The organism is Delftia sp. S65 (genome assembly GCF_016516495.1).
In the GTDB taxonomy this organism is placed as follows: domain Bacteria; phylum Pseudomonadota; class Gammaproteobacteria; order Burkholderiales; family Burkholderiaceae_C; genus Comamonas; species Comamonas acidovorans.
In genome coordinates, this window is record NZ_JACVUR010000004.1 from 191,414 (window position 1) to 215,978 (window position 24,565).

A 24,565-nucleotide genomic window follows, 5' to 3' on the forward strand; every position below is an offset into this window, starting at 1 on the left:
GGCTTATTCCTCGATGGTGGTTGCGGCCAGGGTCAGGCCTGCGGCCTGGGCATCCTCTTCGGCGCGCCGCGCCTGGGCCTGGTACAGGCGCCAGTAGGCGCCCTGCTTTTCCATCAGCTCGTCGTGCGGACCCACTTCCACGATCTCGCCCCGGTCCATGACCACGAGGCGGTCGGCCTTGCGCAGCGTGGACAGGCGGTGGGCAATGGCAATCGTCGTGCGGCCCTGCACCAGATTGTCCAGCGCCTTCTGGATTTCCTTCTCGGTCTCGGTGTCCACGGCCGAGGTGGCCTCGTCCAGGATCAGGATGCGCGGGTCGATCAGCAGTGCGCGTGCAATGGAGATGCGCTGGCGCTCGCCGCCCGACAGGCCCTGGCCGCGCTCGCCCACCAGGGAGTCGTAGCCATGCGGCAGGCGCAGGATGAATTCATGGGCGTGGGCAGCCCGGGCCGCCGCCACGATTTCCTCGCGCGTGGCATCGGGCTTGCCGTAGGCGATGTTCTCGGCAATGGTGCCGAAGAACAGGAAGGGCTCCTGCAGCACCAGACCGATGTTGCTGCGGAAGTCCGAGACCTTGAGCCTGCGGATGTCCACGCCGTCGAGCTGGATGGATCCCTCGCTCACGTCATAGAAACGGCTGATCAGGTTGACCAGGGTGCTCTTGCCCGAGCCGCTGTGACCCACCAGGCCGATCATTTCACCCGGGCGAATCTGCAGGTCCAGGTTCTTGATCACGGCGCGGCTGCCGTAGCGGAAGCTCAGGTTGTCCAGCGTGATGGCGCCCTGCACGCGCGGCAGCTTGACCGGGTTGACCGGGTCGGGCACGTTGCTCACGTGGTCGAGGATGTCGAAGATGCGCTTGGCGCCGGCCGCCGCCTTCTGCGTGACCGAGACGATGCGGCTCATCGAGTCCAGGCGGCTATAGAAGCGGCCGATGTAGGCGATGAAGGCCGTCAGGATACCGACCGTGATCTGGCCGCCAGCCACCAGCCAGATGCCGAAGCCCCAGACCACCAGCAGGCCGATCTCGGTCAGCAGCGTCACCGTGGGCGTGAACAGCGACCAGGTCTTGTTGACCTTGTCGTTGGCCTGCAGGTTGACCAGATTGGCCTGGGCGAAACGGTCAGCCTCGCGCTTTTCCTGGGCGAAGGCCTTGACCACGCGGATGCCGGGGATGGTGTCGGCCAGCACATTGGTCACTTCGGACCAGACGCGGTCGATCTTCTCGAAGCCCGTGCGCAGGCGGTCGCGCACCAGATGGATCATCCAGGCGATGAAGGGCAGCGGCACCAGGGTGACCAGGGCCAGCCACGGATTGATGGAGAACAGGATGACCGAGGTCATCACGATCATCAGCACGTCGGTGGCGAAATCCAGCGCATTCAAGGATAGAAACAAATTGATGCGATCTGTTTCCGCCCCGATGCGTGCCATCAGGTCGCCCGTGCGCTTGCTGCCGTAATAGTCCAGCGACAGCGTCAACAGGTGGTTGTAGGTGGTGGTGCGCAAGTCCGACCCTATGCGCTCGGACACCTTGGCCAGCACGAAGGTGCGCGCCCAGCCCAGGCCCCAGGCCACCAGCGCCGCCGCCAGCAGCCCGCTCAGGTAGAAGACCACGAGGCTGCTGTCGATCTGCTGCCCGTTCTGGAACGGGATCAGGATCTTGTCCACGATGGGAATCGTCAGGTAAGGCGCCACCAGGGTGGCGCCCGTGGAGGCCAGGGTCAGCAAAAAGCCCAGCAGCAGCTGGTGCCGGTAGGGATGGGCAAAGCGCCACAGGCGCAGCAGCACCCAGGTGGAGGTCTGCGGACCCTGCTGGCGCGCGCAGGCCGGGCATTCGTCGGCCTCGGGCGGCAGCTCGGCCTGGCAGGCCGGGCAGCGGGGCACGTCGTCCTCGGGCTCGGCGAAGTCCTCGCCGCGCGCCAGGCGCTCGCGCTCATGGTCGAACTGCTGCAGCAGGCGCAGCACGGCCGCCTGGTGGCGCAGCGTGAAGCGCCACAGCGCCAGCCGCGCAGCAGGGCCGTGCAGTTCGAGGTTGCCCACGCCGCCGTGGTCCAGCGTGCGCAGATTCTGATCAATGGATAGTGCCCACTCACTCCACTGCTGATCTGCAGGATCACAGGCGAGGAGCCGCTGGTTGGTCAGCACAACCCAGCCTTCGCCGAAGCGCATATCGAGGGTCAGGTCAACCGGGACGAGGGCCAGCACGTTTTCATTGGAAGCGAGCCTGGCTCGCAGCCCAGCCCCGCGGGGGCTGGCAAGGAAGGCCGAAACGTCCACAGAATGGTGTTCTTGCATGTTGAGTTGTTTTTCCCGCCCCTGGCGGCTCCTGGTGTCATGCGGGCAACCGCAGCTCCCCGGTGGATATCCCGCGCTTTGCACGGCATACCCTGCTCAACGCGCCAACCCTGGTTTAGGCTGACAGCACTGCGCATGGGCTTTCTGAGCGCACAATCCTCTCCCATTCTCCGGCGATCCGCACCCGGGTCGTCGCTCACGCTTACCCGTTGATCGACATGGCGAAATTCAAAGACATCCAACTCTTGCGCACCACCTACCTGCGTGGACCCAGCGTCTGGACCTACCGTCCCGTGCTGGAGGTCTGGCTGGATCTTGGTGAGCTGGAGGACTATCCCTCGAACAAGCTTGACGGTTTCAACGAGCGCCTGACGGCCTGGCTGCCCGACCTGATCGAGCACCACTGCGGCGTGGGCGAGCGCGGCGGCTTCATCCAGCGCCTGGAAGGCGGCACCTGGTGCGGCCATGTGCTGGAGCACATCATCATCGAGCTGCTGAACCTGGCGGGCATGCCGGCCGAGTTCGGCCAGACGCGCGAGATTTCCCAGCGCGGCATCTACCGCATGGTCTTCCGCTGCCCCGAGGAAACCGTGGCGCGCACGGCCCTGGCCTACGGCCACCGGCTGATCATGGCCGCCATCAACGACGAGCCCTTCGACCTGAAGGCCGCCGTCAAGGCCATCAAGACCGAGATCAACGACCGCTACCTGGGCCCGAGCACGGGCTGCATCGTCGATGCTGCAGGCGAGCGCCGCATTCCCCACATCCGCCTCAATGACGGCAACCTCGTGCAGCTCGGCTATGGCGCCGCGCAGCGCCGCATCTGGACCGCCGAGAGCGACCAGACCAGCGCCATTGCCGAAGGCATTGCCCAGGACAAGGACTTCACCAAGCGCCTACTGGCCGCCTGCGGTGTGCCCGTGCCCGAAGGCCAGATCGTCAACAGCCCCGAAGAAGCCTGGGAAGTGGCGCAGGACATCGGCTTTCCCGTCACCGTCAAGCCCTCGGACGGCAACCACGCGCGTGGCGTGACGCTGGACCTGCGCGACGAGGCCGACATCAAGACCGCCTTTGCGCTGGCCCAGCCCGAAGGCTCGGACGTGATCGTCGAGCGCTTCATCGACGGCACCGAGCACCGCATCCTGGTGGTGGGCGGCAAGGTCGTGGCGGCCTGCCGTGGCGAGACCGTGAGCGTGGCCGGCAACGGCAAGTCCACGCTGCGCGAGCTGGTCGCCGTGGTCAACCAGGACCCGCGCCGCGGCCCCGAGCAGGAATACCCGCTGGACTGGATCAACCTCGAAGCCCCGGCCGTGAAGCTGGAGCTCAAGCGCCAGAACGTCACGCCCGACAGCATTCCCGCCCAGGGCACCAGCGTGCTGCTGCAGCGCAACGGCAACATGGCCATCGACTGCACGGATGAGGTCCACCCCGAAGTGGCCTACATGGCCACGCTGGCCGCCAAGATCGTGGGCCTGGACATCGCGGGCATGGACATGATCCTGCAGGACGTCTCGCGCCCCATGAAGGAGCAGGGCGGCGCCATCCTCGAAGTCAACGCCGGCCCCGGCCTGCTGATGCACCTGAAGCCCACCAGCGGCGCGCCTCGCCCCGTGGGCATGGCCATCGCCGACCACCTGTTCCCGCGCACCGAAGAGGGCACGGGCGCAGGCCGCATCCCCCTGGTGGGCATTGCCGGCACGCGCAACAACGGCTTCACGGCCCGCCTGGTGGGCTGGCTGCTGCAGCTGTCGGGCAAGCTCACGGGCGTGGCCAGCAGCGAGGGAATGTTCCTGTCCAACCGCCAGACCCAGAAGACCAATACCGCCAACTGGGCCGGTGCCCACCGCCTGCTGACCAACCGCCTGGCACAGGCCGCCGTCATCCAGACCACGGCCCGCTCCATCCTGGAGGAAGGCCTGGCCTACGACCGCTGCCTGGTCGGCGTGGTCACCGACATGGACGGCTTCGAGCAGTTGCCCGACCATGACGTGCACGAGCAGTCGCAGATGACGCGCGTGATGCGCACCCAGATCGACGTGGTGCTGGACGAAGGCGCGGGCGTCCTCAATGCCGACATCGAGCAGGTGGCCGACCTGGCCCGTCTGTGCGACGGCGAGGTGCTGTTCTATTCGATGCAGGCAGACAGCCCCGTGGTCGCGGCCCACCGTTCCGAGAGCGAAGGCCGCGCCGTCTTCGTACGCGGCAACCAGGTGATCCTGGCCACGGGCGCTGCCGAGCGCGTGCTGGGCACGCTGGACGCACTGAGCCTGCCCGGCGGCCTGCGCCCGGACACGCCGGCCCTGCTGGCCGCCATTGCCGCCGCGTGGTCCATGGACATTGCCCCCGACCTCATCGTCGCCGGCATCAAGACCTTCGACTACACGCCGGCCGCCGCAGCCACCGCCGCCTGAGCCCGACCACACGATGACATGCAGGCAGGCCCGGCGACGCGGGCCTGCCCTCCGAAAGAAGACACTATGCAGATCACCCGCATCCGAGCCCTGCGCGGCCCCAATCTCTGGACCCGCAGCACCGCCATCGAAGCCATCGTGCAATGCGAGCCCGGCGAGTGCGACTACTCGGCCCTGCCCGGCTTCGAGGACCGGCTGCGCGCGCGCTTTCCCAAGATCGGCACGCTGCAGCCGCACGGCGCCGACCAGCGCCTGTCGCTGGCCCAGGTGCTGGAAGTCGCGGCCCTGTCGCTGCAGGCCCAGGCCGGCTGCCCGGTGACCTTCAGCCGCACGCATGAAACCGTGGAGACCGGCACCTACCAGGTGGTGGTGGAGTACACCGAAGAGGCCGTCGGCCGCCTGGCCATGGAACAGGCCGGCGAGCTGCTGCAGTCGGCCCTGGCCGATACGCCCTTCGACGCCGACAAGGTGGTGGCCCAGCTGCGCGAACTCGACGAGGACGAGCGCATCGGTCCCTCCACCGGCTCCATCGTCGATGCGGCCGTGGCGCGTGGCATTCCCATCCGCCGCCTGACCTCGGGCTCGCTGGTACAGCTGGGCTGGGGCTCCAAGGCGCGCCGCATCCAGGCCGCCGAGCTGGACCAGACCAGCGCCGTGGCCGAGTCCATCGCCCAGGACAAGGACCTGACCAAGCGCCTGCTGCACGCCGCCGGCGTGCCCGTGCCGCTGGGCCGCCCCGTCAAGGACGTGGAAGAAGCCTGGCTCGTGGCCCAGGAAGTGGGCCTGCCCGTGGTGGTCAAGCCCCAGGACGGCAACCAGGGCAAGGGCGTGGTGGTCAACATCACCACGCACGAGCAGCTCAAGGCCGCCTTTGCCACCGCCTCGGAATTCGGCGACGACATCATGGTCGAGCGCTTCCTGCCCGGCCATGACTTCCGCCTGCTGGTGGTTGGCGGCCAACTGGTGGCCGCTGCGCGCCGCGAGCCGCCCCAGGTGCTGGGCGACGGCCAGCACACCATCCGCGAGCTGGTGGACCTCGTCAACCAGGACCCGCGCCGCGGCTCGGGCCACGGCACGGCGCTGACCAAGATCCGCCTGGACGACATCGCCATCGCGCGCATCGCCACCGAAGGGCTCACGCCCGAATCCGTGCCGGCCCAGGGCCAGCGCGTGGTGCTGCGCAACAACGCCAACCTGTCCACGGGCGGCAGCGCCACCGATGTGACGGACGACGTGCACCCCGACATCGCTGCGCGCGCCGTGGAGGCCGCCCAGACCATCGGCCTGCACATCTGCGGCGTGGACGTGGTCTGCGAGACCATGCTGCGCCCGCTGGAGGAGCAAAACGGCGGCATCGTCGAAGTCAACGCCGCACCGGGCCTGCGCATGCACCTGGCGCCGTCCTTCGGCAAGCCCCGCAACGTGGGCGTGCCCATGGTCGATGAGCTGTTCGCGCCGGGCCAGGACGGCCGCATCCCGCTGGTGGCCGTCACCGGCACCAATGGCAAGACCACGACCACGCGCCTGATCGCCCACCTGTTCACCTCGCATGGCTGGCGCACGGCCATGACGAACACGGACGGCGTCTACGTCAACGGCCGCCAGATCGACAGCGGCGACTGCTCGGGCCCGCGCAGCGCGCGCAACGCCCTGGCCCACCCCGAGACCGATGCGGCCGTGCTCGAATGCGCGCGCGGCGGCATCCTGCGCGAAGGCCTGGGCTTCGACCGCTGCCAGGTGGCCGTGGTCACCAACGTGGGCGCGGGCGACCACCTGGGTCTGAACTACATCACCACGGTGGAAGACGTGGCCGTGCTCAAGCGCGTCATCGTGCAGAACGTGGCCACCGACGGCTATGCCGTGCTCAATGCGGCCGACCCGCTGGTCGCCGCCATGGCCTCCACCTCGCCGGGCAAGGTCATCTATTTCGCGGCCGACCGCCACCACCCCGTGATGGCCACGCACCGTGCCCAGGGCAACCGCGTGGTCTACGTGGACGGCGACAGCATCGTCGCGGCCGAAAGCTCGTGGCGCGAGACCATCGCGCTGCGCGAGATCCCCATCACGCGCAACGGCACCATCAGCTTCCAGGTGGAGAACGTCATGGCCTCCATCGCCGCCGCCTGGGGCGTGGGCATGCCCTGGCAGACCATCCGCCGCGGGCTGGCCGGCTTCGTCAACGACAGCGACAACGCGCCGGGCCGCTTCAACGTCATGGACTACCGTGGCGCCACACTGATCGCCGACTACGGCCACAACCCCGACGCCATCCGCGCCCTGGTCCAGGCCGTGGACGCCATGCCGGCCCAGCGCCGCAGCGTGGTCATCAGCGGCGCGGGCGACCGCCGCGACCAGGACATCACCGAGCAGACCCAGATCCTGGGCAAGGCCTTCGACGACGTCATCCTCTACCAGGATGCCTGCCAGCGCGGCCGCGCCGACGGTGAAGTCCTGGCCCTGCTGCAGCAAGGCCTGCAAGGCGCACCGCGCACCGACTACGTGACCCAGATCCAGGGTGAGTTCAACGCCATCGACCATGCGCTGGCGCGGCTGACACCCGGCGACCTGTGCCTGGTGCTGGTGGACCAGGTCGAGGAAGCCCTGGAGCATCTTCGCCGCCATGTGGCGGGTGAGGCCTGACATGAACGGCCGGGCCTTGCTCACGGCCGCCCTGGCCACGCTGCTGCTGGGCGCCTGCGGTGCGCGCGCCGAGCAGGTGGGCGCGGTGGACACGGTGTTCAAGTTCATAGGCCCGGACCACAAGATCGTGGTCGATGCCTATGACGATCCCAAGGTGGCGGGCGTGACCTGCTATGTCTCGCGCGCCAAGACCGGCGGCATCAAGGGCGGCCTGGGCCTGGCAGAGGACCGCGCCGAAGCCTCGATCAGCTGCGTGCAGACCGGCCCCATCCAGATCCCTGCGCCGCTCAAGCAGCAGGACGAGGTGTTCACCGAACGCATCTCGCTGCTGTTCAAGCGCCTGCGCGTGGTGCGCATGGTCGATGCGCAGCGCAACACCCTGGTCTACATGACCTACTCGGACCGCGTGATCGAAGGCTCGCCGCAAAACAGCGTCACCGCCGTGCCCGTGCCGCGCAGCACGCCGATTCCGATGGGCAAATAACCCGCCTCAGTCCTGGGGGTGTTGGCGGCAGGCCTGCACAAAGGCCGCCAGCGCCGGCGAGCGGCGCTTGCCCGCCCGCTGCACCAGCGAGAAATCCCGCCACATGCGCGGCAGCGTGGTCGGCAGCACGGCCAGCTCTCCCGAGGCGACCAGGGCCTGCACCAGCACGCGCGACAGGCAGCTGACGCCCAGGCCCTGGGCCACGCAGCGCGCTATGGCCTCGGAGCTGCCCAGCGTGGCGGCGGCCGGCAGCTGGTGCAGATGCGGCAGCAAGGCATGCTCCACCATCTCGCGCGTGCCCGAGCCCGGCTCGCGCAGCAGCCAGCGCGCACCGCGCAAGGCGGCCACGCCCAGCGGGCGCTGGCCCGCGGCCTGCACCAGCGGGTCCTGTGCTGCAGCCACGATGACGAGTTCGTCACGCATCCAGGGCTCGACCTCCAGCCCCGGCCAGTGGCTGGTGCCCTCGATCAGGCCCAGGTCCACGTCCAGCGATTCCACGGCCTGGCCCACCTCGCGCGTGTTGGCGATCTGCAGGTCCACGCTCAGGTGCGGATGGCTGCGCGCCAGGTGCGCGAGCACGGCTGGCAGCGCATAGGTGCCTATGGTGGTGCTGGCTGCCACGCGCAGACGCACGGGCAGGCTGGCGGCCCGCACCGAAAACGCCTGCTCTATGCCCCTGGCCTGCTCCAGCAGCGCCAGTGCCTCGGGCAGCAGGGCGCGGCCCGCGTCGTTGAGCGCCAGTCGCCGGCCCACGCGCTCGAACAGCTGGGCGCCCATGGCCTGCTCCAGCTGCTGCAGCGCGGCGCTGGTGGCCGACTGCGACAGGGCCACGGCATCGGCCGCGGCCACGGTGGAGCCCGCCTGGGCGACGGCGCAGAAGATTTCAAGTTGGCGCAGGGTGAGGTGCAGCATGGCATGCAGTCTGGACGAGGCATCAACCTGTTTCCCCGGTTGGTGCTACAAAAACTATTCGTTATACGAATATAGCCAAGAAATCTAAAGTGCCTCCCATGCACCGCGCTCCTGACGCGGCGCGCAGGCACCATGAACACCACATCCCTCCCACGCCCCTCCCATCCGTCCGGCTGGCTGCGCCAGTTGACCGAGCTTGCGCCCGGCCTGCTGCTGGCCGGCGCCATTGCCGCAGCCGCCACCTGGGGCGCACGCCAGCCCCTGCTGGCCGGCTCGGGCCTGAGTGCACTGACGCTGGCCATCTGCATCGGCCTGGTCATCGGCAACACCGTCTATCCGCGCCTGGCGCCCAGCTGCCATGCCGGCGTGGGCCTGGCCAAGCAGCGCCTGCTGCGCGCGGGCATCGTGCTCTACGGCCTGCGGCTGACCTTCCAGGACATAGGCCATGTGGGCATGGCCGGCGTGGTGGTCGATGCCCTGGTGCTGGGCAGCACCTTCTTGCTGGCGCAATGGCTGGGCCGCCGCGTCTTCGGGCTGGATGCGCGCACGACGGTGCTGATCGGCGCGGGCAGCTCCATCTGCGGCGCCGCTGCCGTGCTGGCCACCGAACCCGTGATCAAGGGCCGCGCCGAAGACGTGGCCGTGGCCGTGGCCACCGTGGTGGTCTTCGGCACCGTGGGCACCTTCCTCTACCCCGCGCTGTTCCACTGGAACGCTGCCCACAGCTGGCTGGACATGTCGCCTGCGCAGTACGGCCTGTACGTGGGATCCACCGTGCACGAGGTGGCCCAGGTCGTGGCTGCCGGCGAAGCCATCGCCCCCGAAGCCGCCGACGTGGCCGTGATCTCCAAGATGGTGCGCGTGATGATGCTGGCCCCCTTCCTGCTGCTGCTGTCCATGGCCGTGGCACGCGGCAACCGCAGCAGCCAGGTGAGCGACGGCCAGCCGCGCCGCATCACCATTCCCTGGTTCGCGCTGGGCTTCGTCGCCATGGCCGGCGTGAACTCGCTGGGCGTGCTGCCTGCCGCCGTGGTGCAGGTGGGCGTGCAGCTGGACAACGCCCTGCTGGCCGTGGCCATGGCGGCCCTGGGCCTGACCACCCATGTCCGCGCCGTGCGTGCCGCAGGCACGAAGCCCCTGCTGCTGGCCGCCTTGCTGTTCGCATGGCTGCTGGTGGCGGGCCTGCTCTTCAACCGCTGGGTGCCCGGCCTGCTCTGAAGCTGTCCGCATCCATCGACCGGCCCTGCAAAGCATCGTCTTGCAGGGCCTTTTTCATGGACTGCCCGCCCCCAAAACAAGGGAATACCCTTAAATCAAATGCAGACACAATTAATTTGCAATGCAAATTAATTGCATTGCAAAGATAATCGAGGCATGTCCTTTGCCTCTGCCCCTCCCCGCGCCCGTCTCGGCTTTCTCATGGTCACCCTGGTACGCCAGTGGCGCCGCCAGGTCGAGAAGCAACTGCTGGCCGACGGTCTGACCGATGCCACCTGGGCGCCGCTGATCCACCTGCGCGCCTGGGGCGACGGCGTCACGCAAAAGGAACTGGCCGAGCGCGTGGGGCTGGACGGCTCCAGCCTGGTGCGCCTGCTCGACATTCTGGAAGGCCACGGCTGGGTGGAACGCCGCGCCGACCCCGGCGACCGGCGAAGCAAGCGCATCTTCCTGACGGATGAAGGCAACGGCGCCGTGGACCGCGTGCGCGCCACCATGCTGCAGGCCGAGCTGGCCATGCTGCAGGACCTGGACGATGCCGAGGTCGAGGCCATGCTGGCCGGCATGGCCAAGATCCAGGCGCGCATGGCCGCGCTGCGCACTGAAGGCGCGCCATGAGCGCCCTCCACGATGCCTATGGCCGCCTGCTGCAGGCCTCGGTCCGCTGGGGCTTCGACCCCGTGCGCCTGCGCCAGCATCTGCGCACGGCCTTTGCCGCCTGCCTGGCGCTGCTGGCTGCCTGGCAGCTGGGGCTGGAGCATCCGCAGTGGGCTGCCATGGCCACCTGGGCCGCATCCCAGCCGCTGCGCGGGCAACTGCTCGAAAAAAGCTTTTTCCGGGTCGCAGGCACCGTGGCCGGCACGGCCGTGGGCGTGGGCCTGGTGCTGCTGGCCCAGGGAAACCTGCTGTGGCTGGTGCTGGGCCTGGCCGTGTGGCTGGGCCTGTGCGCGGGCGTGGGCAATCTGCAGCGCAGCTTCGTGGCCTACGGCACCATGCTGTCCGGGTATTCGGCGGCCATGGTCGCGCTGCTGGACTTCGCCCACCCCGAACAGGTCTTCGCCCTGGGCTGGGACCGGCTGTTCACGGCGCTGACCGGCGTGTTCGCAGCCCTGCTCGTGGGCTGGCTGTTCACGCCCAAGGGCAGCGGCATTCCCGGCAATGCCGAGGTGCGCCAGCTGTTCGCGCAACTGCTGCGCGATCTGGCCGGCAGCCTGCAGGCGCGCGGCCGTTCGTCCCTGGGTTCGCAGGAGATCGCCGCCCGCCTGCTGGCCATGGCGGTGATCGAGGAGGGGCTGGACCCGCACGCCGCCGGTTCGCAGCGCTCGCGCGAGGCCGTGCACGCGCTGCGCCGGCTCATGAATGCCCAGATCTCGGCCCTGCTGTGGCTGCGCGATGCTCCATCGCAGGAGCCGCCTGCGGCCTTTGGCGAAGCGCAGGCCCTGGCCGCCGCGCAGGCGCTGCGCGAAGCCGCCCTGGCGCTGGAGACGCGCGTGCAGTTGCACGAGGCTGCGGCGGCCCTGGTGCGCGCACGCGAGGCCGCCGTGGCCTGGCCCGGCGCAGCCGACATGCTGGCCCCGATGGGCTTTGCGCTGCAGGCCCACCTGGCCGCCACCCATGACGTGGCCCTGCCGCCCGGCCACCGCGCCCGCCAATGGCCCGTGGTGCTGCACAGCGACTGGCTGGGCGCGCGCCGCGCCATGCTGCGTGCCAGCGCGGCCATCGCCATCGTGGGCCTGCTGTGGGTGGTGACGGGCTGGAGCGGCGGCGCCTACATGCTGCTGGGCATGTCCATCATGCTGACCGTGTTCTCGGGCTTCGAGAACCCGTCGGCCACCATGCGCCATGTGACCCTGGGCCAGGCCATGGGCATGCTGGTGGCCCTGGCCTGCCAGTGGCTGGTCTGGCCGTTCGCCAGCAGCCAGGCGGGCCTGGTGTGGCTGATGCTGCCCTTTGTCTACGTGGGCGCACTGCTGTTCTCGCACCAGCGCACCGCGCTCTCGGGCTATGACTGCAACATGGTGCTGCTGCTCCTGCTGCAGCCCCACTACCCGCAGACGGCCAGCTTCGGCCATGCGCTGGCCCTGGGGCTGGCCGTGGTGTCCGGGCCGCTGGCCGGCTGGGCGGCCTACCGCTTCATCCTGCCGGTCACGCTGCAGGGCCGGCTGCAAAGCCTGCGCTCCATGATGGTCCACGAGCTGCAGGACATGGCCGCCACGCCGGGCCATGCGCGCGATGGCCGCATTTGGCGCGCCCGCCTGTACCACCGGCTGCTGCGCCTGGTGCGCATGTCGGAGCAGGCCGGAGGGCAGCTGGGTGCGCAGGCAGCGGAGTGCGGCCTGGCCGCCCTGCATGTGGGCCGCGCCATCCAGGCGCTGCATCAGCTGTCCGGGGAAGCGGCCCTGGGCGACGGCACCGCCCGCGCCGTGCGCGCCGCGCTGCTGCGCCTGCAGCGGCTGCAGCAGGCGCCCGGCCAGTGCCCGCCGCTTTTGCGCGCGCTGGCGCAGCGCGTGGCCGAACGCCATCCCGACCAGGCCCGCCAGCTGCGCCATGCCGCGCACGAGATCGCGCAGCACGAAGCCTTCTTCCGCAACGCCGGCTGAAGCACGGACCCATGCCAGAATGGCCAGCCCAGGCCGGCAGCGCCCCACGCCCTCTGTCCCCCTGTTGCAAGGAAAGCATCCATGTCGTGGAGCGACACCACCATCACCTCACAGCGCCTGGCGCTGCGCCCCTTCACTGCCGCCGATGCCGATGAGGCCTTTGCCTGCATCACGCCCACGCTGACGCGCTACCTGTCCTTCGAGCCGGCGTCGACGCCTGCCGAGTTCGAGGCTGTCTGGCGCGGATGGCTGCAGGAGATCGCGGCCGGCACGGACTTCAACTTCACGCTGCGCGAGCGCACGTCAGGCCGATTCACCGGCCTGCTGGGCCTGCACCGCGCGCGCGATGCCGAGCCCGAACTCGGCATCTGGATACGCGAGGACATGCATGGCCAGGGCTACGGCCGCGAAGCCGTGGCCGCGCTGGCAGCATGGGCCCGAGCGACCTTTGCGCCACAGTCCTTGCGCTATCCGGTGGCCGAGCCCAATACCGCCAGCCGGCGCATTGCCCAGGGGCTGGGTGGCGTGGAGGTTGAGCGCCAGAGCCTTTCAAAGTACGTGCTCGTCGTCTACCGCATACCAGGGGTCGCAACGTCGAGCGTTGCCGCCCCATGAAAACAAAGGCCGTCCCACGCGAGTGGGACGGCCTTGTCCATGGGGCAGATGCCTGTCTTACACCGCCGCGATCGACACGGCCTTGGCGACCAGGTAGGCCTCCAGCGCCTCGGGGCCGCCCTCGGAGCCATAGCCCGAATCCTTGACGCCGCCGAACGGCATCTCGGCCGAGGCCACGGCCGGCTGGTTGATCCACAGCATGCCGGTCTCGACCTGCTGGGCCAGCTGGTGTGCCGTCTTGATGGAGCGCGTGAACGCATAGGCCGCCAGGCCGTAGGACAGGCGGTTGGCCTCGGCAATGGCCTCGCCCAGATCGTCAAAGCCGCGGATGGCGGCCACGGGGCCGAAGGGCTCCTGGTTGAAGATCTCGGCGCTCAGCGGCACGTCGCCCAGCACCGTGGGAGCGAAGAAGTTGCCCGCGCCGCCCAGCGAGGCACCGCCCGTGAGCAGCTTGGCGCCCTGCTTTTGCGCATCCTCGATCAGATGGGACAAGGCCGTGACGCGGCGCGGATTGGCCAGCGGGCCCATCTGCGTGCCCTGTGCCAGGCCATCGCCGACCTTGAGGGCTTCGGCATGGGCGACCATGGCGCGCGTGAATTCCTCGCGCACGCTGTTGTGCACCAGAAAGCGCGTGGGCGAGATGCAGACCTGGCCCGCGTTGCGGAACTTGGACGCGCCTGCGGCCTTCACGGCCAGGGCCACGTCGGCATCCTCGGCCACGATGACCGGCGCGTGGCCGCCCAGCTCCATGGTCGAGCGCTTCATGTGCTGGCCTGCCAGCGCCGCCAGCTGCTTGCCCACTGCGGTGGAGCCGGTGAACGTGACCTTGCGGATCACGGGATGGGCGATCAGGTAGGAGGAAATCTGCGCCGGATCACCGAACACCAGGCCCACCACGCCGGCCGGCACGCCGGCATCGACAAAGCACTTGAACAGGGCTGCGGGCGCAGCCGGCGTTTCCTCGGGCGCCTTGCACAGGAAGGAGCAGCCCGTGGCCAGCGCCGCGCCGATCTTGCGCACGATCTGGTTGACGGGGAAGTTCCAGGGCGTGAAGGCAGCCACGGGGCCCACGGGCTCCTTGATCACCAGCTGCTGCACCTCGGGGCGGCGCGAGGGCACGATGCGGCCATACACGCGCAGCGCCTCGTCGGCAAACCATTCGATGATGCCCACGCCGGCCAGGATTTCGCCCTTGGCCTCGGCCACGGGCTTGCCCTGCTCCTGCGTCAGGAGCGCGGCGATCTCGTCGGCGCGCTCCTTGAGCAGGACGGCGGCACGGCGCATGGCGGCGCCGCGCTCATGGGCGGAGACATTGCGCCAGACCTCGAAACCGCGCTGCGCTGCGGCCAGCGCACGGTCCAGGTCGGCCACGTCGGCATGGGCCACATGGCCGATGACTTCGCCGCTGGCCGGGTTGCGCACGGGAATCTTCCTGCCGCTGGCGGCGTCCTGCCATTGGCCGTCGATCAGGAGTTGGGTGTCGGAGTAGGAATGGCTCATGCTGGATCAGATCCTTGGTAGATGACAGGGGGCAGATGTGTGGGGCAGGCACGGCGCTCGCAGTGTCCGCACCCGGCTGCCGCTGCAGCGCAGCGACCATTCTAGGAAGCGCCGGACGGCGGTGCCGTCACCGGGATGTCACGCACACAACACCTAAAATGCCCGGGTTTCGCAATATCCACCAATCCGTTGAGAGGGAGCTCATGACCGATCTTTTCGACACCACTGCGCGCAGGGGTTTGCGCAGCGTCGCGCTGGCGCTCGCCCTGGCAGGCAGCCTGGGGCTGGCATGGGGGCAGGAGGGCGCCGCCGATGTGCCTCAGTTCATCCCTCGCATGAGCGTGGACTCGCGCGTCCAGCCGCAGGATACGCCTCGGGAGTTCCTGGCTTCACGCAGCATGTCTTCCCCCGCAGCCGTCACCCCCGCGCCGCTGCGCGTGGAACTGGGCACCTGGAAGGATGTGCGAGCCGCCTCGGCCGCTGTGGGCGGCGCCCTGCAGGTGGGCGCACAGCGCCCCAGCAGCCAGACCGCCACCACCCAGGCCCTGGGCGGGCAGCTGCAATGGCAGACCTCGGCCGACGGCGGGCTGATTGCCGCAGTCAGCGTGCGCTCCGAAGGTGCCTACGGCATTCGCCTGGGCGTGGAAATCGAGCAGTTGCCCGGCAGCGCCCTGCTGCGCATCTATGCGCAGGGCGACCGCGCCGGCGCCTATGAAATTTCGGGCCAGCGCGTGCTCCAACTGCTGCAGGCCAACAAGGACGCAGGCGATGCCAGCGCCGATGGCCGCACCTGGTGGACGCCCGACAGCGGCGGTGACGAGGTCACCCTGGAGATCGACCTGCCGCCCGGCACGCCCGCCGATGCGCTGCGACTGGCCATTCCGCGCGTCATGCACGTGTACGAGAACCTGTCGCTGCCGCTGGAGGGCGAGAACGTGTTCTCGGCCCAGCTCAACGAGTCCCTGTCATGCCACCTGGACTCCACCTGCTATGACGCCTACAGCGCGCAGCGCAACGCCGTGGCGCGCATGTTCTATGTCCAGAACGGCCAGGGCTATGTGTGCTCGGGCACGCTGATCAACGACAAGGCAGGCTCCGGCACGCCCTACTTCATCACGGCCAACCATTGCATCAGCACCCAGACCGTGGCCTCCACGCTGGAGACTTCGTGGTTCTATCGCACGCCCTCGTGCAACAGCCGCACGCTGTCGTCGGCCTCGCGCACGCTGCGCAACGGCGCCACCCTGCTGTACGCCACCGCCACCTATGACGGCAGCTTGCTGCGGCTCAACGAAGCCGCCCCTGCAGGCGCCGTCTTTGCCGGCTGGTCCACCCAGGCCCTGACCAGTGGCGCCAAGGTGGTAGGCATACACCACCCGCGTGGCGACCTGCAGAAGATCAGCTTCGGCACCTATGACCGCTCCTTGGCCTGCGAACCCTCCAGCGATGCCACCATGACCTGCCGGTACCGCGATGGCGGCTACCTCAGCGTGAATTGGGACCAGGGGCTGACACAGCCGGGCAGCAGCGGCTCTGGCCTGTTCCTGAATGGCCTGCTGGTCGGCACGCTCTACGGCGGCGACGACCAGACCTGCTCGCGCACGGGTGGCAACTCGATCTATGGACGCTTTGACCTGCTCTTCCCCAATGTGCAGAAGTGGCTTGCTGCAGACACGGGCACGGGCGGCGTCGACACCGGCACCGGACAGGCCCGCACGGCCATCTACCGCTTCTTCAACCGCCAGACCGGCGCTCACTTCTATACCGCCAGCGCTTCCGAGCGCGACTATGTGGTGGCAACCTACCCGGCCTTCCAGTACGAGAACGTGGCCTTCTATGCGTCCACCCAGCCGCAGCAGGGCCTGAACCCGGTATTTCGTTTCTTCAACACGGCCTCCGGCGCACACTTCTTCACCATCAGCCAGCCTGAACGTGACTACGTGATCGCAACCTACCCCAGCTTCAAGAGCGAGGGCACGTCCTGGTACGCACAGACGGCTGCCGGCAATGGCACCGTGCCCATGTTCCGCTTCTTCAACCTGCAGACAGGCGCGCATTTCTACACCGTCAACGCGGCCGAACGTGATTTCGTGATCGCCAGCTATCCCGCTTTCAAGTACGAAGGTGTCGCCTACTACGTCTGGAACTCGCAGTAAGCACAGCGCACTGCACTTGCTGCAGTGCCTCCCCAAGAAGAAGGCCCCGCACTGCGGGGCCTTCTTCTTGGGACAACAGCCCTCACCCCACCAGCACCAGCCCCGGCGGCAGGCTATCCCCAAAGCTGCGCTTCGCATCCTGGGCGTCCATCTGCTGGACCTGTTCCACCAGGTCGATCCAGCGCTGCGGTGCACCGGCGCCGCGCAACCGCTCCAGCACCAGGGCGCGCTGGGCATCGGACAGGTCCAGCGCACGGTCGCCCGTCATGCGGGCCATCTGCACGGCGGCGAACATGGCGGTTTCGTTGCGGCGCCAGTCCTGGGCCAGGGTGGCGTCCAGGAACTCCTGCGCAGCCTCGGGCGGCATGACGCGGTGGGCGTTGGCCGCCAGCGGCATGCGCGCGGCCAGCCGGCCTATGGCCCACCAGGTCTGGACGGATTCACCGGGGTGTTTCAGCCGCTGCAGCATCCACTGGCCCATTTCCTGGCGGTACTGCCAGGGCACGGCCTCCATGGCGGCGAACAGGCGCAGCATGTCGTCGTAGCTGCCATGGGCGGATTTCCCCTGGCTGCGCTGCGTGGACTGCTGCACGGCCTTTTGCATGTGGCCGGCAACCTCTTCCAGCAGCTCCATCTGCCGGGCCTCGTCCAGGCCCGCGGCCACGCGGCGCCAGAACACCCACCATTCGGTGCGGTTGGCCGCCTCGCCGCCATGGCCCAGGCCCTGGCCATGCAGTTGCCAGACCTGCTGCATGCGCCAGCCGTCCAGCTCGGCGCCCACGCCGGGGCGCAGGCACCAGCCTGCCAGGTTCAGCCAGACGCGCTCGTGCTCGGCCGTGCGGCGGCGGCGCCTGGCGCGGGCCAGCAAGGCGTCGAACAGTGCGCGCAGCAGCGGCAGGTCCCAGTCCTCGCGCGGGCCCAGCCGTCGCTCCAGCGACTGGCGCAGCTGGCGGACCTCCTTGGCCGTCACCTCCTGCGCCTGGCTGCCGAAGATGCGCTCGATCAGGGCCACGGCGTCGGCCAGCCGGCCCTGCCGGGCAGAACGATCGCCGCTGTCCTGCGCATCTGCGGCCAGCGCACCGCGCACGCTGAACGGCAGCAGCCACTGGCGCTGCGCATCGTCGGCGGCCACGCAGCGCACCTCCAGCGTGCCGACCTCGGTCATGCAGGCCTGCAGTTGCACCTCGACCTGGGCCTTGTCCCGGCCCTCGGGCGCAGGCAGCACGGTGGACAGGGCGGGCAGCTCGACCCAGCCCTCGCCGTCGAGCGCCGCGATGCGTCCGGCCTGCGCAGGCGCCGCCGCCAGGCTGTTGGCCACCAGGGAAAAGCGCACGGCCTGGCCCAGGCGCAGCGCAAAGCGCCGGCCGGAGAGCACGATGCGCACGCCCTCTTCCGTGCCGCGCGGCAGCAGGCAGATGCCCTGTGGTGCGGCACCCGCCTTCTCGGGCAGGACCAGCCAGTAGCTGCGCGGCGAGCCACCGCCGATGCGCGGTACCGGGGCGGGCACAGTCCGGGCATCTGCCGATTCCGGCAGATCCTCAGACGGACGGCTCTGGACATGCATGGCCAGGCCATGCGCCGCCGCGCCGCGTGCCACGGCCCAGTCGGGATGCGGGTTGTGCAGCAGGCGCAGCGGCTGGCCGCGCCAGGCCTGCAGTTGCGCCACCAGCCGCTGGGCCAGCGCATGGGCGTGGAAGACGCCACCATTGAGCAGGACCGCATCGGGCAACTCCCCAGCCGCGTGCTGCGCGAGGAACTGCGCCAGGTGCCGCGTGATCGCCGCATCGGCAGGATATGGGAGCCCCAGGCCGCGCAAAGCGCCCTGGCGCCGGGTGGGCAGATCCTGCAGGCCGGCCAGCGGCATGAAGCCTTCGACCACGGCCTCGCGCACCTCGTCGCGGCGCAGCGTGGCCGTGCGCGTCTGCGCCAGCAGCTTCGATCCGCCGCCCAGCAGGGTCACGGCCACGGACTCGGGCGCATCGTCGGCCAGCAACTGTTCCTTGGCCATGCGGCAGCGCTGCACCAGTTGGGCGAAGCGTGCGGCGGGCAGACGCTCGCCGGGCGGGGCGAACTGCGGCTCCAGCCGATGGGCCAGCGCCAGGTCCATGTTGTCGCCGCCCAGCATCAGGTGCTCGCCCACGGCCGTGCGTGTCAGCACGGGCAGGCCTTCAGCTTCACCGGGCTGCACGCGGATCAGGGTCAGGTCGGTGGTGCCGCCGCCCACATCCACCACCAGCACCAGGCGGCAGTGCGCCAGCTCGGCCGCCAGGCGTTCGCCCTGCAGCACCAGCCAGTCGTGGAAGGCGGCCTTGGGTTCCTCCAGCAATTGCACTGCAGGCAGGCTGGCCAGCTGCGCGGCCTCCAGCGTCAGTGCGCGCGCGCCTTCGTCGAATGAGGCCGGCACGGTCAGCACGACCAGCTGGTCCCGCAGCGGCGCGCCGGGGTGGGCGCGGTCCCAGGCCTGGCGCACATGGTCCAGGTAGCTGGCCGAGGCCTGCAGCGGAGACAGCCGGGCCACCTCTTCGGGCGCGCCCCAGGGCAGGATGGCCGCCGTGCGGTCCACGCCCGCATGCGACAGCCAGCTCTTGGCACTGGCCACCAGGCGCGACGGCACGGCCGCGCCCAGGTCACGCGCCCAGCGGCCATTGACGGCGGGCGCCTGCGCATCCGCACCCAGTGCCGCCCAGGGCTGCTGCCAGGCATCGCCCAGTTCGCCGGGCGCCGCCTGGTAGCGCGCAGAAGGCAGCAGCACCTGGGCGGCGACCTCGCTGGCCGAGACGCGCTGCGCCACAGGCAGCAAGGCGATGTCGGCCGCCGTGCCGCCCACGGGCACATGCGCCACCACGGTGTGGCTGGTGCCCAGGTCGATACCCACGATGTGGGCGGCGTCAGGAGCGAAGGGGGCGGCGGAGGCGGGGGCGGCAGTATCAGGCATATCGGCAGTCATACAGGGCACGGTGCGCGGCCCGGACCGGGCCTGCCGCCGGGGCGGGCTACGCTACATCGGCCCGCACGTCGAACTCCACCTTCCAGCGTTCTTCGCCACCCACGGGCACGGCGTTGAGCTCCAGCGTGCCGATGTCGGTCACGCGTGCATGCAGGGTGACGGGCACGATCTCGCCGGGCGCACGGCCTTCGGCGGGCAGGTGGGCCTCGATTTCCTGCAGCTCGACCAGTTCCTCGGGGCCCCAGAAGTCCAGCACGGTGCCGACCTGGTCGGCGCGGCGCACGGAGGAGCCGAAGAAGCGCAGGCGCACGGGCTCGCCCACGACCAGGCCGAATTCCTGCGTGTCCAGCGCCACCTCGGTGCCCTCTTCCATGCCGAAGGGCGCCAGGCACAGGGCCGAGATGGGCGGCTCCATGCCGGGGATGGCGGGCATGTTGCTTTCCACGCCCACGTAATAGCTCTGCGCCGTGCCGCCACGGATGCGCACGCCACGGCCCGCAGCCGCCACATGGCCGAAGTAGGCGGCGCCGCGCGCCACGGCCAGATCGAGGTTGGCGCCATCCAGCAGGCGCGCAGGTTGCGCGCCCTCGCCGGCCAGCCAGCCGTTGACGACTTCCAGGATGCGCTGCTCGATCTGCGGCGCCTTGAGCACGCCGCCGTTGAACAGGATGGCCGAGGGATGCAGGAAGGATGCGCCCTCGGGCTGCGTGCCCTTGAGGCCTTCGATCTGCTCGGTGGCGCCGGCCTGGCGCGAGAGGAAGGCCGCCAGGTGGCGCGTGACGGCCGCATCCTGCGCATACGGCAGGCCCAGCTGGGTCAGCGCGGCGCGCGCGCGGGTCTGGGGCTTGTCGGAGACGGCGGCGCGCGGGAAGAAGCCTTCCACCAGCATCTGCAGCACCTCGTCACGCGTGACCTCGGTGCGGATGCTGCCGCCGATGAGCTTGCTGCCCCGGCTGGGCACGACCACGGGCACGGACTGCAGCGTGGCATCGGCCAGCAACTGCTCCTTGGCCTGGCGGCAGCCATGGGCCAGGGCGCGGGTCTGCCAGGCGTCGAGCTGCTTGCCCTCCTGGGCCAGCTTGCGCGCCACGCCGTAGGCCAGGGCCAGGTCCATGTTGTCGCCGCCCAGCAGGATGTGCTCGCCCACGGCCACGCGCTGCAGCTCCAGGCCGCCGTCCTTTTCCAGCACGGCGATCAGCGACAGGTCGGTGGTGCCGCCGCCCACGTCCACGACGAGGATGATCTCGCCGCTTTGCACCTGCTTGCGCCACTGGCCGCCGCTGGCCTGGATCCAGCTGTACAGCGCAGCCTGGGGTTCCTCCAGCAGCGTGAGCTTCTGGAAGCCCGCGGCGCGGCAGGCCTCGGCCGTCAGCTCGCGCGCGGCCGGGTCGAACGAGGCGGGAATGGTCACCGTCACGTCCTGGGCGTCGAACGGCGCCTCGGGATGGGCCTGCTCCCAGGCCCAGCGCAGGTGCGACAGGTAGCGGATGGAGGCGGTCAGGGGCGAGACGCGGTGCACCTCCTCGGGCGCATCGGCCGGCAGCAGGGGCGAGCGGCGGTCCACGCCCGGATGGCACAGCCAGCTCTTGGCGCTGGAGACCAGCCGGATCGGCGTGGCCGCGCCGCGCGATCGCGCGAACTCGCCCACCACGAAGTCCTGGCTGGCGCCCCAGGGCAGGGCCATGTCGGCCGCAGTCAGCTCGCTTTCATGCGGCAGGTAGAGGAAGGACGGCAGCAGCGGGCGCGCCTCCACGCTGGAGGGGCCGGTGAGCTGGGGAATGTCCAGCACGCCCTGCTCCACCTTCTCGCCATCGCTGGCCTGGCGGTCCACATAGGAGAGCGCGCAATGCGTGGTGCCCAGGTCGATGCCGATGCTGAAACGGGCCTGGGAGGATTGACGGGACTGGTCCATGCTCACAGCTCCACCTCGGCCTGGGCCACGATGGCGGCGGCCTTGTGATCGGTGAGCTGGGGCAGGCGCACATCGTCCACGCGCCAGCCGCGGTGGCCCAGCGTGCCCGTGAAGGGTGCCTGGCCGACCACGTTGCCCGTCAGGCGCACGGCGGCGGCATCAAAGCCTGCGGCCAGCGTGACGCGGCTGCCTTCGGCCTCGGCACGCACGGGGGCGATGCTGAAATGCTCGCGCAGCACCTTGCGGCAGCCTTCGTGCACCACGCGCGCTGCGGCGCCGATCTCGGCATCGGCATAGCCGGCCACGTCTTCCTGCACGAAGTCCACGAAGCGCGCCTCGCGCTGCAGCAGGCCCAGCAGCTGCAGGGCGGCGGTGCCAGCGGGTGCGGCCGGCTCCACGATGGTCTTTTCGACGATCTTCTCGACCGGCACCTCGACACGCTTTTCAACCACTTTCTCAACCACCTTTTCGACAGGCACCTCGACACGGACCTCGACGATCCGGTCCACGGGCACCTCCACGCGCACCTCCTTGGGTGCGGGCGGCGGCACGTCGGCGGCCAGCGGCTCGCCGTCGCGCAGGCGGGACACATCGGCGGCCAGGGGGCCGTTGCCGAGGATGGCGAAGAAACTGCCGATCGCGATGGCGATGCGGCTCAGGAACGAGGGGGGAGTCTTGGAATTCATGGGCTTCTCTTGGCGAGAGGACCCTGCCGGGCCGATCGCCGCGCAGCAGGGCAACCGGGCGCCGATGGTCCTCCACCGGGCGCCCGCAGGGTCCGTGATGTTACCCAAAGCAACGAAGCCCCGTCCTGTACACGGCCCCATGCCCCCGTGCGCAAATGGCCTCGCGGCATAATCGCGGCTGCTCCTGCCCCTGTCCATGGCCCATACACGCCTTTTCCGCCACGCCCCGACCCGCTGCACCGCCTTGCGCGCGCAGCGGCCGCAGCGCGTGCACGGCGTGCCCACGGCCTTCATCAGCCTGTGCGGCTTCACGGCCCTGCTTTCCGCCGCCGTGCGGAAAGCCTGAGGTCCACCCCCAGCTTCCCGCACGGCCCCCGCAGCGAATCCCGCATGCGAAGCGCATGCCAGGAGCTGCCGGCCCACGCCCCGCATCTCCCTGGCCTGCTCGCCTTTTCGGCCGCGCCGCCGCATGGCGCAGCCGCCTTGACCCCGGAGCCGATGATGGACATGGAACTCTCCCAAAACTTTCTGCGTGCCAAAAGCCCCTGCGCGGCGGGCTTTCGCTGGTTCGTGCGCAACCGCCATGACGGCAACGACTACCAGCGCGTGCTCGATGCCCTGGTGGGCGATGGCCGCGTCGAGGATGCGCGCTGGCTCATGAACCAGTTCGGCCCCACCGACGCCGTGCTGGAGGTCGATCACCTGGAGGCCGATGCCCTGGTGTTCGCGGGCAGCGTCGTCGTGCATGGCGAGCTGCGCGTGCCCGGCCTGCTGGCCGTGGGCCGCACGCTGCAGGCCGGCGCCGGCATCCACGCCGGCCGCATCGAGGCCGGCCAGGACCTGCACAGTGGCGGCGCCATCTTCTGCAGCGGCCCGCTGCAGGCCGGCGGCCTGGTCAAGGCCGCCTGGAGCGTGGACGTGCACGAGGAACTGCGCGCCGAGGACGTGCGCGCGGGCTGGGAGCTGCGCTGCGGCGCCGACCTGCGCCTGGCCGGCGGCGCCCAGGCCGGCCAGGATATCGAGGTGCAGGGCGCCATCCGCTGCGGCAAGGGCCTGCGCGCGGGCGGCAGCATCCGCGCCAGCGGCCTGATCGAGCTGGGCCACGGCCTGTACGCTGGCGCCGACGTGGAAGGCGGCAGCCATATCGAGGTGGACTGGGGCATGCGCGCGCTGGGCGACATCCGTGCGGCCTGCAGCATCCGCGCGGGCGAGACCCTGCATGCCGAAGGCGAGATCGCGGCCGGCCCCGGCTACGGCATCTATGCGGGCATGAACGTGCAGCAGGATGCCTGGCCGTCCTGTGCCTGGGTGCATGCGGCGCAGCGGCCCCCAGCCCTGCTCAGCGGCTGGTGGGAAGAGGCCACGGCACCGGCCTGATGCCCGCAGGGACACGCCGGCCTGCGCCCCCGCAGCGCAGCGCCGCGATGCAAAATACCCGCTTCGCCGCCGCACGGGCGGCTCCAAGGAATCCCACATCGTGTTCACCGGCATCATCCAGGCCGTGGCAAGCATTGCCGCGCTGCGCGACCAGAACGGCCTGCGCACCTTCACCCTCGACTTTCCCGAAGGCTTCTGCCAGGACCTGGCCATCGGCGCCAGCGTCTCCACCGACGGCGTGTGCCTGACGGTGACCGAGATCCTCTCGCCCACGCGCGCCACGTTCGATGTGATGCTGCAAAGCCTGAACATCACCACGCTGGGCGGCTATGCCGTGGGCGGGCGCGTCAATGTGGAGCGCGCGGCAAAGGACGGCGCCGAGATCGGCGGCCACCCGCTGTCAGGCCATGTGGATTTCACCTCGCCCGTGCTGGAAGTGGCCTCCAGCGACACCAACCACCGCATCCGCTTCGGCATTCCCGAGGGCTTTCGCCACTACGTGTTCGCCAAGGGCTACATCGCCATCAACGGCGCCAGCCTCACGGTGTCCGAGGTGGACCGCCAGGCGGGCTGGTTCGAGGTCTGGCTGATCCCCGAGACGCGCCGCATGACCGTGTTCGAGTCCAAGGGCGTGGGCGACCTGCTCAATGTGGAGATCGACCGCAGCACCCAGGTCGTGGTGGACACGGTGCGCGAGACCGTGCAGCAAAGCCTGGGCCGCCTGCAGCCCGTGCTCGAGGCCCTGCTCAAGGAAAAAGGCCTGAGCCTGGACGATTTCATCGAAGTCCCCAAGCTGCCCGGCTGACTGC

Annotated in this window: 17 protein-coding genes; 11 read left to right on the forward strand and 6 right to left on the reverse strand. The window is 69.6% G+C overall.

Features of this window, described 5'->3' with window-relative positions; translation table 11 throughout:
• Positions 1-3: 3 nt before the first annotated feature.
• Complete coding sequence (locus IAE24_RS05945; protein WP_063328359.1) at positions 4-2,298, reverse strand: cyanophycin metabolism-associated ABC transporter; 2,295 nt, start codon at positions 2,296-2,298, stop codon at positions 4-6.
• A gap of 218 nt (positions 2,299-2,516) precedes the next feature.
• Between IAE24_RS05945 and IAE24_RS05950 the strand changes: the two genes are divergently transcribed.
• From IAE24_RS05950 to IAE24_RS05960, 3 genes are all read left to right on the forward strand, one after another.
• A complete protein-coding gene (locus tag IAE24_RS05950) occupies positions 2,517-4,709 on the forward strand; it encodes a cyanophycin synthetase (protein ID WP_199959132.1) in 2,193 nt (730 codons plus the stop codon).
• Positions 4,710-4,775: 66 nt separating this feature from the next.
• The gene (cphA, locus tag IAE24_RS05955; RefSeq protein WP_199959131.1) at positions 4,776-7,349 is read left to right on the forward strand and encodes a cyanophycin synthetase; all 2,574 of its coding nucleotides are present in this window, start codon (positions 4,776-4,778) and stop codon (positions 7,347-7,349) included.
• Position 7,350: 1 nt separating this feature from the next.
• On the forward strand, positions 7,351-7,833 hold the full coding sequence (locus IAE24_RS05960) for a CreA family protein (RefSeq protein ID WP_180318779.1): 483 nt from the start codon (positions 7,351-7,353) through the stop codon (positions 7,831-7,833).
• A gap of 6 nt (positions 7,834-7,839) precedes the next feature.
• Here IAE24_RS05960 and IAE24_RS05965 read toward each other — a convergent pair whose 3' ends face one another.
• Complete coding sequence (locus tag IAE24_RS05965) at positions 7,840-8,745, reverse strand: LysR family transcriptional regulator (protein ID WP_047218879.1); 906 nt, start codon at positions 8,743-8,745, stop codon at positions 7,840-7,842.
• 132 nt (positions 8,746-8,877) lie between these two features.
• Here IAE24_RS05965 and IAE24_RS05970 point away from each other — a divergent pair, with 132 nt between their 5' ends.
• The 4 genes from IAE24_RS05970 (at position 8,878) to IAE24_RS05985 (ending at position 13,178) form a co-directional block, all read left to right on the forward strand.
• The gene (locus IAE24_RS05970; RefSeq protein ID WP_199959128.1) at positions 8,878-9,963 is read left to right on the forward strand and encodes a YeiH family protein; all 1,086 of its coding nucleotides are present in this window, start codon (positions 8,878-8,880) and stop codon (positions 9,961-9,963) included.
• Positions 9,964-10,119: 156 nt separating this feature from the next.
• Positions 10,120-10,581, forward strand: coding sequence for a MarR family winged helix-turn-helix transcriptional regulator (locus tag IAE24_RS05975; RefSeq protein WP_199959127.1), 462 nt, complete (start codon positions 10,120-10,122; stop codon positions 10,579-10,581).
• Positions 10,578-12,563: an FUSC family protein gene (locus IAE24_RS05980; RefSeq protein ID WP_199959125.1), complete on the forward strand. Its 1,986-nt coding sequence runs from the start codon at positions 10,578-10,580 to the stop codon at positions 12,561-12,563. Before IAE24_RS05975 ends, IAE24_RS05980 begins: the two co-directional genes overlap by 4 nt.
• Before the next feature lie 81 nt (positions 12,564-12,644).
• Complete coding sequence (locus IAE24_RS05985) at positions 12,645-13,178, forward strand: GNAT family N-acetyltransferase (RefSeq protein WP_043822061.1); 534 nt, start codon at positions 12,645-12,647, stop codon at positions 13,176-13,178.
• Positions 13,179-13,235: 57 nt separating this feature from the next.
• Here the strand turns inward: IAE24_RS05985 and IAE24_RS05990 are convergent, their stop codons facing one another.
• Positions 13,236-14,678 (reverse strand): NAD-dependent succinate-semialdehyde dehydrogenase, encoded by a 1,443-nt coding sequence (locus IAE24_RS05990; protein WP_199959123.1) that lies wholly within the window; start codon positions 14,676-14,678, stop codon positions 13,236-13,238.
• A gap of 203 nt (positions 14,679-14,881) precedes the next feature.
• Between IAE24_RS05990 and IAE24_RS05995 the strand changes: the two genes are divergently transcribed.
• Positions 14,882-16,834 carry a trypsin-like serine protease gene (locus tag IAE24_RS05995; RefSeq protein WP_199959122.1) on the forward strand — a complete coding sequence of 651 codons (1,953 nt, stop codon included), beginning with the start codon at positions 14,882-14,884 and terminating at the stop codon, positions 16,832-16,834.
• An 82-nt stretch (positions 16,835-16,916) separates the two neighbouring features.
• Here IAE24_RS05995 and IAE24_RS06000 read toward each other — a convergent pair whose 3' ends face one another.
• The 3 genes from IAE24_RS06000 to IAE24_RS06010 are packed head-to-tail and all read right to left on the reverse strand — an operon-like array spanning position 16,917 to position 22,379.
• Positions 16,917-19,769, reverse strand: coding sequence for an Hsp70 family protein (locus IAE24_RS06000; protein ID WP_199959120.1), 2,853 nt, complete (start codon positions 19,767-19,769; stop codon positions 16,917-16,919).
• Between the two features lie 58 nt (positions 19,770-19,827).
• Positions 19,828-21,693, reverse strand: a complete 1,866-nt coding sequence (locus IAE24_RS06005) for an Hsp70 family protein (protein ID WP_034397105.1) — start codon at positions 21,691-21,693, stop codon at positions 19,828-19,830.
• 2 nt (positions 21,694-21,695) lie between these two features.
• Entirely contained in the window at positions 21,696-22,379 is a 684-nt protein-coding gene (locus IAE24_RS06010; RefSeq protein ID WP_034397107.1) for a DUF2760 domain-containing protein, read from the reverse strand.
• A 196-nt stretch (positions 22,380-22,575) separates the two neighbouring features.
• On the opposite strand from IAE24_RS06010, the gene IAE24_RS06015 reads away from it, so the two are divergent.
• The 3 genes from IAE24_RS06015 (at position 22,576) to IAE24_RS06025 (ending at position 24,561) form a co-directional block, all read left to right on the forward strand.
• Positions 22,576-22,725, forward strand: coding sequence for a hypothetical protein (locus IAE24_RS06015; protein WP_013800628.1), 150 nt, complete (start codon positions 22,576-22,578; stop codon positions 22,723-22,725).
• A gap of 155 nt (positions 22,726-22,880) precedes the next feature.
• Complete coding sequence (locus IAE24_RS06020) at positions 22,881-23,756, forward strand: hypothetical protein (protein ID WP_199959118.1); 876 nt, start codon at positions 22,881-22,883, stop codon at positions 23,754-23,756.
• Positions 23,757-23,856: 100 nt separating this feature from the next.
• Positions 23,857-24,561, forward strand: a complete 705-nt coding sequence (locus IAE24_RS06025) for a riboflavin synthase (protein ID WP_013800626.1) — start codon at positions 23,857-23,859, stop codon at positions 24,559-24,561.
• Positions 24,562-24,565: the final 4 nt, after the last annotated feature.

Excerpts from the sequence above, each read along its gene's own strand:
- IAE24_RS06020 (WP_199959118.1), top strand. The coding sequence starts at position 22,881 with ATGGACATGGAACTCTCCCAAAACTTTCTGCGTGCCAAAAGCCCCTGC.
- IAE24_RS05995 (WP_199959122.1), top strand. The coding sequence starts at position 14,882 with ATGACCGATCTTTTCGACACCACTGCGCGCAGGGGTTTGCGCAGCGTC.
- IAE24_RS05975 (WP_199959127.1), top strand. The coding sequence starts at position 10,120 with ATGTCCTTTGCCTCTGCCCCTCCCCGCGCCCGTCTCGGCTTTCTCATG.
- IAE24_RS05990 (WP_199959123.1), bottom strand. The coding sequence starts at position 14,678 with ATGAGCCATTCCTACTCCGACACCCAACTCCTGATCGACGGCCAATGG.
- IAE24_RS06015 (WP_013800628.1), top strand. The coding sequence starts at position 22,576 with ATGGCCCATACACGCCTTTTCCGCCACGCCCCGACCCGCTGCACCGCC.
- IAE24_RS06010 (WP_034397107.1), bottom strand. The coding sequence starts at position 22,379 with ATGAATTCCAAGACTCCCCCCTCGTTCCTGAGCCGCATCGCCATCGCG.
- cphA (WP_199959131.1), top strand. The coding sequence starts at position 4,776 with ATGCAGATCACCCGCATCCGAGCCCTGCGCGGCCCCAATCTCTGGACC.
- IAE24_RS05960 (WP_180318779.1), top strand. The coding sequence starts at position 7,351 with ATGAACGGCCGGGCCTTGCTCACGGCCGCCCTGGCCACGCTGCTGCTG.
- IAE24_RS05985 (WP_043822061.1), top strand. The coding sequence starts at position 12,645 with ATGTCGTGGAGCGACACCACCATCACCTCACAGCGCCTGGCGCTGCGC.
- IAE24_RS05980 (WP_199959125.1), top strand. The coding sequence starts at position 10,578 with ATGAGCGCCCTCCACGATGCCTATGGCCGCCTGCTGCAGGCCTCGGTC.
- IAE24_RS05970 (WP_199959128.1), top strand. The coding sequence starts at position 8,878 with ATGAACACCACATCCCTCCCACGCCCCTCCCATCCGTCCGGCTGGCTG.
- IAE24_RS05950 (WP_199959132.1), top strand. The coding sequence starts at position 2,517 with ATGGCGAAATTCAAAGACATCCAACTCTTGCGCACCACCTACCTGCGT.
- IAE24_RS05945 (WP_063328359.1), bottom strand. The coding sequence starts at position 2,298 with ATGCAAGAACACCATTCTGTGGACGTTTCGGCCTTCCTTGCCAGCCCC.
- IAE24_RS05965 (WP_047218879.1), bottom strand. The coding sequence starts at position 8,745 with ATGCTGCACCTCACCCTGCGCCAACTTGAAATCTTCTGCGCCGTCGCC.
- IAE24_RS06000 (WP_199959120.1), bottom strand. The coding sequence starts at position 19,769 with ATGCCTGATACTGCCGCCCCCGCCTCCGCCGCCCCCTTCGCTCCTGAC.
- IAE24_RS06005 (WP_034397105.1), bottom strand. The coding sequence starts at position 21,693 with ATGGACCAGTCCCGTCAATCCTCCCAGGCCCGTTTCAGCATCGGCATC.